General features: G+C 69.6%; 10 protein-coding genes and 1 pseudogene. All 11 read left to right on the top strand.

The features are described 5' to 3' along the window. Window positions 1-519: DUF979 family protein (locus WCJ52_RS09635; protein WP_336903089.1), on the top strand; the 519-nt coding region annotated here is incomplete at its 5' end. Beyond that, window positions 491-1,471: pseudogene (locus WCJ52_RS09630) on the top strand (DUF2891 domain-containing protein); the annotation flags it as partial. The gene WCJ52_RS09635 and the pseudogene WCJ52_RS09630, both read left to right, overlap by 29 nt. 33 nt (window positions 1,472-1,504) lie before the next feature. After that, window positions 1,505-2,476 (top strand): L-threonylcarbamoyladenylate synthase, encoded by a 972-nt coding sequence (locus WCJ52_RS09625; protein WP_336903090.1) that lies wholly within the window; start codon window positions 1,505-1,507, stop codon window positions 2,474-2,476. Between the two features lie 47 nt (window positions 2,477-2,523). Next, entirely contained in the window at window positions 2,524-3,933 is a 1,410-nt protein-coding gene (locus tag WCJ52_RS09620; protein WP_336903088.1) for an FAD-binding oxidoreductase, read from the top strand. Between the two features lie 10 nt (window positions 3,934-3,943). Further along, a complete protein-coding gene (gene yaaA, locus WCJ52_RS09615; protein ID WP_336903087.1) occupies window positions 3,944-4,735 on the top strand; it encodes a peroxide stress protein YaaA in 792 nt (263 codons plus the stop codon). A gap of 4 nt (window positions 4,736-4,739) precedes the next feature. Beyond that, window positions 4,740-5,537: a 3-hydroxybutyrate dehydrogenase gene (locus tag WCJ52_RS09610; RefSeq protein ID WP_336903086.1), complete on the top strand. Its 798-nt coding sequence runs from the start codon at window positions 4,740-4,742 to the stop codon at window positions 5,535-5,537. A gap of 87 nt (window positions 5,538-5,624) precedes the next feature. Further along, the gene (locus WCJ52_RS09605) at window positions 5,625-5,951 is read left to right on the top strand and encodes a PadR family transcriptional regulator (protein WP_336903085.1); all 327 of its coding nucleotides are present in this window, start codon (window positions 5,625-5,627) and stop codon (window positions 5,949-5,951) included. Further along, entirely contained in the window at window positions 5,948-6,523 is a 576-nt protein-coding gene (locus tag WCJ52_RS09600; RefSeq protein ID WP_336903084.1) for a DUF1700 domain-containing protein, read from the top strand. The genes WCJ52_RS09605 and WCJ52_RS09600 overlap by 4 nt, the downstream gene beginning before the upstream one ends. Continuing rightward, on the top strand, window positions 6,520-7,269 hold the full coding sequence (locus WCJ52_RS09595) for a DUF2807 domain-containing protein (protein WP_336903083.1): 750 nt from the start codon (window positions 6,520-6,522) through the stop codon (window positions 7,267-7,269). Before WCJ52_RS09600 ends, WCJ52_RS09595 begins: the two co-directional genes overlap by 4 nt. 38 nt (window positions 7,270-7,307) lie before the next feature. Next, complete coding sequence (locus tag WCJ52_RS09590; protein WP_336903082.1) at window positions 7,308-7,823, top strand: lipocalin family protein; 516 nt, start codon at window positions 7,308-7,310, stop codon at window positions 7,821-7,823. A 65-nt stretch (window positions 7,824-7,888) separates the two neighbouring features. After that, on the top strand, window positions 7,889-8,176 hold a 288-nt coding region (locus tag WCJ52_RS09585; protein ID WP_336903081.1), incomplete at its 3' end, for an SDR family NAD(P)-dependent oxidoreductase.

The following is an 8,176-nucleotide window of genomic DNA, read 5'->3' as shown; positions in this document are numbered from 1 at the left end:
CTGTTCCGCCAGCCGGTTCTGTCGCCCCTGACCGAGGGCCTTCGGCTTGCAGACACAATCGGCTGGATGGCCCTCCTGCCCCAGATGCTTGCGGCCCTGGGAGCGGTCTTCGCCCTGGCCGGCGTGGGCGGCGTGGTGGGCGAGACCGTGACCCGGGTCTTCCCCATGGACACCCGCCTGGCGGCGGTGGTCGTCTACTGCCTGGGCATGGCGGGCTTCACCGTCCTGATGGGCAATGCCTTCGCCGCCTTCCCGGTGATGACCGCAGGCGTGGCCCTGCCGGTGCTGGTCGGGCGCTTCGGTGGCGACCCTTCAGCGGTCTGCGCCATCGGCATGCTGTCGGGATTCTGCGGCACCCTCCTCACCCCCCTGGCGGCCAACTTCAACCTCGCGCCCGCTGCCCTGCTTGACCTGGACGACCGTTTCGCCGTCATCAAGGCCCAGGCGCCCACGGCGCTCGTCCTCCTCGCCGTCAACACGGTCCTGATGAATGTCCTCGCCTTTCCCGCTCACCCCTGAGATTGCCGCCGGCTTCGCCCGGATCGCCCTGGGGCACGTCACGCGCCCCTGGCCCTACAAGCTGGACCAGGTGCTCACTGACGACGGTGACCTGGCCTTGCCGCGACGCCTGCACCCCATCTTCTTCGGTAGCTTCGACTGGCATTCCTGCGTGCACGGCTACTGGCTGCTCGCCGCCGTCCGCCGCCGGTTCCCGGACCACCCCATCGCCGCAGAGATCGACGCCCGTTTCGCGGAGGCCTTCACAGAAGTCGCGGTGGAGGGCGAGCGCGCCTTCCTGCGCCGTCCCTCTGCCCGCGGGTTCGAGCGCCCCTATGGCTGGGCCTGGCTCCTGAAGCTCCAGTCCGAACTGATCGCCCTCGGCGGGCCCTGGGCGCCTCGCCTCGCCCCCCTCGCAGCCGACTTCGCCGACCGGTTCCGTAACCACCTGCCCCTGGCGACCTATCCGGTGCGCACGGGGGTGCATTCCTCCACCGCCTTCGCCCTCGCCCTGGCCCTGGACTATGCCGAGGCGTCCAGCGACGCCGGCCTGGGCGACCTGCTGCGCGCCAAGGCCCTGGCCTGGTACGCCCTGGACCGGGACTGCCAGGCCTGGGAGCCCTCCGGCGAGGACTTCCTGTCGCCCGCCCTGATGGAGGCCGAGTGCCTGCGTCGGGTCCTGCCCGGCGAAGACTTCCGAACCTGGTTCGCGGGCTTCCTGCCCCGGGCGGCGGGGGGCGAACCCGCCAGCCTCTTTACCCCGGCCAGCGTGAGTGACCGCAGCGACGGCAAGATCGCTCACCTCGACGGCCTCAACCTGTCCCGGGCCTGGTGCTGGCGCAACATCGCCGTCGCCCTGGACACCGGCGACCCAGCGGCGGCTGCTGCCCGGGCCGCAGCCGACGCCCACCTCGACGCCAGCCTGCCCCATGTGGCCGGCGACTACATGGGCGAGCACTGGCTGGCCAGCTTCGCCCTCTTGGCCCTGACGGCGGGAGTGGATCCGATGGTGGGTCCTCGGCCTGAGCTTCGGCCCGACGTTTCAGGGCGCGAGGCGGAGGCGGGATCTCCCGAAGCGGCAGCCTGCGCCCTTCGCGAGGGCCGGCTTGTCATCCTGCCGACGGAGACCGTCTATGGTCTGGCGGCAGACGCGGGGGACCCGCGTGCGGTGGCCGCCGTCTACGCCGCCAAGGGTCGGCCGGCCTTCAATCCGCTGATCGCCCATGTGGCCGACGTGGAGGCTGCGCGCCGGATTGCCGTCTTCAGTCCCGAGGCCGAGATCCTGGCGGCCGCCTTCTGGCCCGGTCCCCTGACCCTGGTCCTGCCGGTCCAGGCCGGCGGGCGGGTCTGCGACCTGGCCCGGGCCGGACTGGACACGGTGGCGGTGCGCGTCCCCTCCCATCCCCTGGCCCGGAGGGTACTTGAGGCCTTTGCAGGCCCGGTGGCCGCGCCGTCGGCCAACCGTTCGGGACGGCCCAGCCCGACCACCTTCGCGGCGGCGCTCTCCGAGACCGGCGAGGCCGCAGCCGTGGCCCTGGACGGCGGTCCCTGTGAGATTGGGCTGGAGTCCACCGTGGTCGCCCTGCTGGACACGCCGCGCCTGCTCCGTCCGGGGCGGGTGACCCGGGATCAGATCGAGGCCCTGGTCGGCCCCCTGGCCGAAGCCGAGGCGGACGCCCGCCGATCCCCTGGCCGGTTGACCCGTCACTACGCCCCAGAAGCGCCCGTCCGGCTTGAGGCCAAGGGTCCACGGCCGGGCGAGACCTTCCTGGCCTTCGGACCCGCCGCAGAAGGGCCGAACGTCCTCAACCTCAGCCCCTCGGGGGACCTGGAAGAGGCTGCCGCCAACCTCTTCACCTTCCTTCGGGCCGCGGATGCCCGGGGCGCCTCGGGCATCGCCGTGGCACCTATACCCGAGGCTGGACTGGGCGAGGCGATCAATGACCGCCTGCGCCGGGCAGCGGGCGCCATCGGCTGAGCTGCACGCTCTGGCTTCCGGGGCACTGAGCGCCTAACTTCCCCCGCATGACTGTCCCGCCCTCCGACGCCCTGCTGAACCGGCTCAAGGCCATGGTCGGGCCGTCGGGCTGGACGGATGACCCAGAAATCCTCGCTCCCCGCCTGGTGGAATGGCGCGACCGCTGGAGTGGTGCAACGCCGCTGATGCTGTCTCCCGCCACGACCGGGGAGACCGCGGCCATCGTCCGCTTCTGCGCCGCCGAGGGCTTGGCCCTCACGGTCCAGGGGGGAAATACGGGCCTGGTCGGCGGCCAGATCCCCCAGGGCGAGATCCTGTTGTCGACGCGCCGGATGCGGGCCATCCGGGATGTCGACCCCGTCGATGACGTCCTTGTCGCCGAGGCCGGGGTCACCCTGGCGGAGGTCCAGGCGGCAGCGGCGGAGGCCGGTCGGCGGTTTCCCCTGAGCCTGGCTTCAGAGGGGACGGCCACCCTGGGCGGCGTGGTCTCGACCAATGCCGGCGGCGTCGCCGTGCTGCGCTTTGGCTCGGCCCGGGACCTTGTCCTGGGCCTGGAGGCCGTGCTCCCCAACGGCGAGGTCTGGGGCGGCCTGCGCCGCCTGCGCAAGGACAACACAGGCTACGACCTCAAGGGGCTCCTATCCGGCGCCGAGGGCACCCTGGGCGTCATCACCGCCGCCAGCGTCAAGCTCTTCCCCAGGCCCGCTGGCCGGGCCGTGGCCATGGTCGCCCTTGAGGGCCCGGACGCCGCCCTCGACCTTCTGTCCCGGGCCCGGCGAAACGCCGACGCCGGCCTGGAGGCCTTCGAGCTGATGGCCCGCCAGGGCATCGAGTTCGCCCTCCGCAATATCCCCGGCCAGCGGGACCCCCTGTCCGGGGCTCCGCCCTGGCGCGTTCTCCTGGAGATCGCCTCTCCAGATCCAGCCGGCGCCGGCCACCTCATGGAGACCCTGTTGTCCGAGGCGTCCGAGGCGGGAGTCATCGGTGAGGCCGTCATCGCGGCGAGCGAGTCCCAGGCCGCCGCCCTCTGGTCCCTGCGGGAGAACCAGTCCGCCGCCCAGAAGCCCGAAGGGGCGACCTGGAAGCACGACATCTCGGTGCCTGTCAGCCAGGTCCCGCGCTTCCTGCGCGAGGCCAGCGGGGCCATGGCCGCCTTTGCCCCTGGCTGTCGCATCAGTGCCTTTGGCCACGTGGGCGATGGCAATATCCACTTCGACGTCCTGCGGCCCGAGGGCGGGGACAACGCGGCCCACCTCGCCCGCCGGGCCGAGGGCCAGGCCCGGGTGCACGACATCGCCATCGCCCTGGGCGGGTCGGTCTCGGCCGAGCATGGCCTGGGCGTCATGAAGGCCGATGAGGCGCGGCGCCAGAAGGACCCCGCCGAGATCGCCCTCCTGACCACGATCCGCTCCGCCCTCGATCCGGGCCGCATCCTGAACCCGCGCGTGCTATTCTGAGAGTCGCAACATGCTGATCCTCCTCTCCCCTGCCAAGGCGATGAACTTCGACCCACCCCCGGTCCCGGCGCCCCTGACGCGTCCGGTCCTGGAGGCCGACACAGCCCAGCTCGCCGCGGCGACCCGAAAGCTGTCGGTGGCCCAGATCCGGTCGCTCATGGACCTTTCGGAAAAGCTGGCGGTGCTGAACCGCGAACGCTTCCAGGCCTTCGACCCCGACTCCGAGGGGGCGCTGCAGGCGGCCTTCGCCTTCAACGGCGACGTCTATGCCGGCCTGAAGGCCCGGGAGCTGGACCCGCAGGCCCTGGCCTGGGCCCAGGACCATGTCCGCATCCTCTCGGGCCTCTACGGCGTCTTGAAGCCGCTGGATGGCATCCAGCCCTACCGGCTGGAGATGGGCTCGCCCCTGCGCACCCGGCGCGGCAAGACCCTCTACGCCTTCTGGGGGGATCGCCTGGGCCGGGCCCTTGCCGAGGAGTTGGCCAGCCATGCCGACCCCGTCATCGTCAACGCCGCCTCCCAGGAGTACGCCTCGGCCGTGAACCGAAAGGCCCTGCGGTCCCAGGTCATCGACCTCAAGTTCCTCGAGGAGAAGGACGGCAGTTCCAAGATCATCAGCTTCTTCGCCAAGCGGGCGAGGGGGCTTTTGGCCCGCTACGCCATCGACAACCGGATCAAGCGTGCCGACGACCTCAAGGCCTTCGACCGCGACGGCTACCGTTTCCAGGCCGGGCAGTCCTCGGCCGATCTCTGGGTCTTTTCCCGGCCCCAACCCGCGCCCGCCGGCGCTGACAAGGAGTAGGCCCATGGCCGTCGACTACAAACTCGAAGGCCACGTGGCGGTCATCACAGGCTCGACCAGCGGGATCGGACAGGCCCTGGCAACCGCCCTGGCCGAGCAGGGGGTCAATGTGGTCCTCAATGGCCTCGGCGACCCGGCCAGGATCGAGGCCGACCGCCAGGCCCTGCAGGCCCGGACCAACGCGGCTGTCCGCTACCATCCCGCCGACATGACCCGGCCCGAGGAGATCAAGGACCTGATCGCCTACGCCGTTCGCGAGTTCGGGCGCCTGGACATCCTGGTCAACAACGCCGGCATCCAGCACGTGGCACCGGTGGACGAGTTCCCGGAAGAAAAGTGGGACGCCCTGATTGCGGTGATCCTGTCCGCCACCTTCCACGCCAGCCGGGCGGCCATTCCCATCATGAAGGCCCAGGGCCGGGGGCGGATCATCAACATCGCCTCGGCGCACGGCCTCGTCGCCTCGCCCTTCAAGGCGCCCTATGTGGCGGCCAAGTTCGGGGTGGTGGGCTTCACCAAGGGCCTGGGGGTGGAGCTGGCCCGCACAGGCATCACCGCCAACGCCATCTGCCCCGGCTATGTGAAGACCCCCCTCATCGAGGCCCAGATCGTCGATCAGGCCAAGACCCGCGGCATCTCCGAGGACCGGGTATTGGAGGACGTCATCCTCGCCGCCCAGCCCACCAAGAAGTTCGTCGAGTACGAGCACCTGGCGGGCATGCTGCTCTACCTGGCCTCTGACGTCGGCGCCTCCGCTACGGGGGCTGCCCTGTCGGTGGATGGCGGCTGGACCGCAACCTGACGACGCAAGGTACCTTTCCAAAAAAGGTACCTTGCTATGACAGATACCTTGCGATAGATACCTCTTCATCAGAAGGAGGTATCTGTCTTGCCCGAAGCCGTACAGGTTCAGCTGAAGAGGGGGGTCCTGGAGCTTTGCGTCCTGGCCCTGCTCTCCCGCGCCGATGCCTACGCCTATGACATCGCCGCCCGCCTCGCGGTGGCGATCGACATGGGCGAAGGTACGATCTACCCCCTCATGCGCCGGATGCAGTCCGATGGACTGGTCGACACCTACCTGGTCGAAAGCCCCTCCGGCCCCCCCCGTAAATATTACCGGCTGACCCCTGTGGGTCGGACCAGCCTCTCCGCCCAAAAGGCCGAGTGGACGTCCTTCTCAGCGGCTGTCGGTGTAATCCTTGGAGACGAAAAATGAGCCGTGAGCTCTTCCTGGGCCGGTTACGGTCCGGCCTCGCCGGCCTGCCGCCGGAAACCATCTCGGACTTTGTGGCCGATTACGCCGCCCACTTCGACGAGGGTGTCGCCGCCGGCCGCAGCGAGAGTGACGTCGCTGCGGGTCTTGGCGATCCCGCCCGCCTGGCGCGGGAACTGAAGGCCGAGGCTGGCCTGAAGCGCTGGGAGGCCGAGCGCAATCCCTCGGCCGCCGCCGGCGCCATCTTCGCCGTCCTAGGGCTGGGTGTCGTCGATGTCCTGATCTTGCTGCCCATCCTGCTGCCCATCCTCGGCACGCTGTTGGGCTTCGCCATCGCCTCGGTGGTGGGATTCGGGGCCGGAGCCTTTGTCTTCGTAATCGGCGCCTTCGCCGGCGTTGCCCGGGATGTCGCCGCCGCCATGCTGGCGGGTCTCGGGGTCATGGCCGGCTTTGTCTCGCTGGGGGCCCTGACCGCCCTGGTCACCATCGGCCTGGTCAACGCCCTGGTCTGGTACGGCCGCCTGCACCTGAAACTTCTCAAGCCCGCCCTTGAAGGCGGGGAGGTCCGCTCATGATCCGCACACTCGCCATCATCGCCGCCGCAGGGTTCGTCCTGTGCATTGGTGCCCTGTCCGCCGCAATCGCCTTCGCCGGGGGACCCAGAGGCCTACACGACAGGTTCAGCCAGATTACCAAGGACATGGATCTCCACATCGATTCCGAAGATGGATCCGAGATCATCCTCGGCGACTCCGGGCCGCGTGCCACCCGCAAGCTGGCCTGGGACGGTACCGACACCCTCGATATCGACGCCTTCGCTGACGTGACCTACATCCAGGGTCCCGCCCGCAGCGTGAGCCTGGAGGGGCCCGCCGCCCTGCTCGACAAGATTACGATCAAGGACGGCCGCATCGACTTCGACGGATCCCGCTGGAAGGGCGGTGCCCTGAAGGTGGTCATCGAGGCGCCCGGGGTCACCCACTTCGACATGGGCGGCGTCCAGGACCTGAAGATCACCGGTTACGACCAGGACACGCTCGAGATCAGTCTCAGCGGTGCCGGGCGCGTCACGGCCACCGGCAAGGCCCGCAAGGCGAGCCTCGACATCTCAGGTACCGGCGCGGCCAACCTCGCCGCCCTCGAGATCGAAGAGGCCGAGGTCGACCTCTCCGGCGCGGGCAAGGTGACCCTGGGCCCAAAGCGGTCCGCAAAGATCAACGTGTCCGGGATCGGCGAGGTCGAGCTCACCCGCCGGCCCGACCAGCTGGAGCAAAACATCTCCGGGGCGGGCCGGGTCAGCCAGCCGGGTCTTCCAGGCTAGGGCCGGAGGCGCTATCTGGGGCGGAAGGGGAGACCTCCATGAAACCTTCCGCCCTTTTCCTCGCCCTGACCCTGCTGGCCACGCCCGCCGTCAGCCTTGCGGCTCCGGCTCCCGTCACCCGCCAGCCCGTGGACGTCGCCGCCCACTATTCGGGCCGCTGGCTGGAAATCGCCCGCCGACCCATGTGGCTCACCCGCAACTGCGTGGCCTCGACCACAGACTACACCCCCCGCGCCGACGGCAAGGTCGATGTGCTGGACGCCTGCTACCGGGACGGCAAGCGGGTCGAGATTGCCGGGCGCGGCGAGATCCTCGACCCGGGTGTCCAGGCCCGGCTCAAGGTGACCTACAACCCCCTGGTGGTCTGGGAGTACCAGGTCCTCCACCGGGACCCGTCCGGCGGCTGGTTCATCTCGTCGGACCCCAAGTTCAGCAACCTTTTCATATTTGCCCGGCAGAGGCCGACCGAAGCCGAGCAGAAGGTCATGGTCGAGAAGGCCGCTGCCCTCGGCTACGACGTCAGCCAGCTGGAATTTCCTGCCCTCGAACGCTGATCCGGGTTGACGCCTGGCCTCTCCTTGCCGTCCTTCAATCCCAACACACAACGGGAGGATGACCCATGGCCTATCGGCCTTTTGATCTGACGGGAAAGGTGGCCCTGGTCACCGGCGGTAATGGCGGCATCGGCTTCGGCATGGTCGAGGCCCTGGCCCAGGCCGGGGCGGACGTGGTCATCTGGGGCTCCAACGGCAAGAAGAACACCGCCGCCGCCGAGGCCTTGGAGACCTCTGGCGTCAGGGTCCTGACCCAGGTCGTCGACGTGGCCGACGAGAACGCCGTGCGCGAGGGCATGGCCGAGGCCGTCCGCCAGATGGGCCGGATCGACACGGTGGTCGCCAATGCCGGC

This window comes from Phenylobacterium sp., assembly GCF_037138395.1.
Classification (GTDB): domain Bacteria; phylum Pseudomonadota; class Alphaproteobacteria; order Caulobacterales; family Caulobacteraceae; genus Phenylobacterium.
The sequence above is the reverse complement of the archived record's forward strand: the minus strand, read 5'-3'. Positions and strand labels throughout refer to the sequence as shown.

Excerpts from the sequence above, each read along its gene's own strand:
- WCJ52_RS09625 (WP_336903090.1), top strand. The coding sequence starts at position 1,505 with ATGGTGGGTCCTCGGCCTGAGCTTCGGCCCGACGTTTCAGGGCGCGAG.
- WCJ52_RS09620 (WP_336903088.1), top strand. The coding sequence starts at position 2,524 with ATGACTGTCCCGCCCTCCGACGCCCTGCTGAACCGGCTCAAGGCCATG.
- yaaA (WP_336903087.1), top strand. The coding sequence starts at position 3,944 with ATGCTGATCCTCCTCTCCCCTGCCAAGGCGATGAACTTCGACCCACCC.
- WCJ52_RS09610 (WP_336903086.1), top strand. The coding sequence starts at position 4,740 with ATGGCCGTCGACTACAAACTCGAAGGCCACGTGGCGGTCATCACAGGC.
- WCJ52_RS09600 (WP_336903084.1), top strand. The coding sequence starts at position 5,948 with ATGAGCCGTGAGCTCTTCCTGGGCCGGTTACGGTCCGGCCTCGCCGGC.
- WCJ52_RS09595 (WP_336903083.1), top strand. The coding sequence starts at position 6,520 with ATGATCCGCACACTCGCCATCATCGCCGCCGCAGGGTTCGTCCTGTGC.
- WCJ52_RS09590 (WP_336903082.1), top strand. The coding sequence starts at position 7,308 with ATGAAACCTTCCGCCCTTTTCCTCGCCCTGACCCTGCTGGCCACGCCC.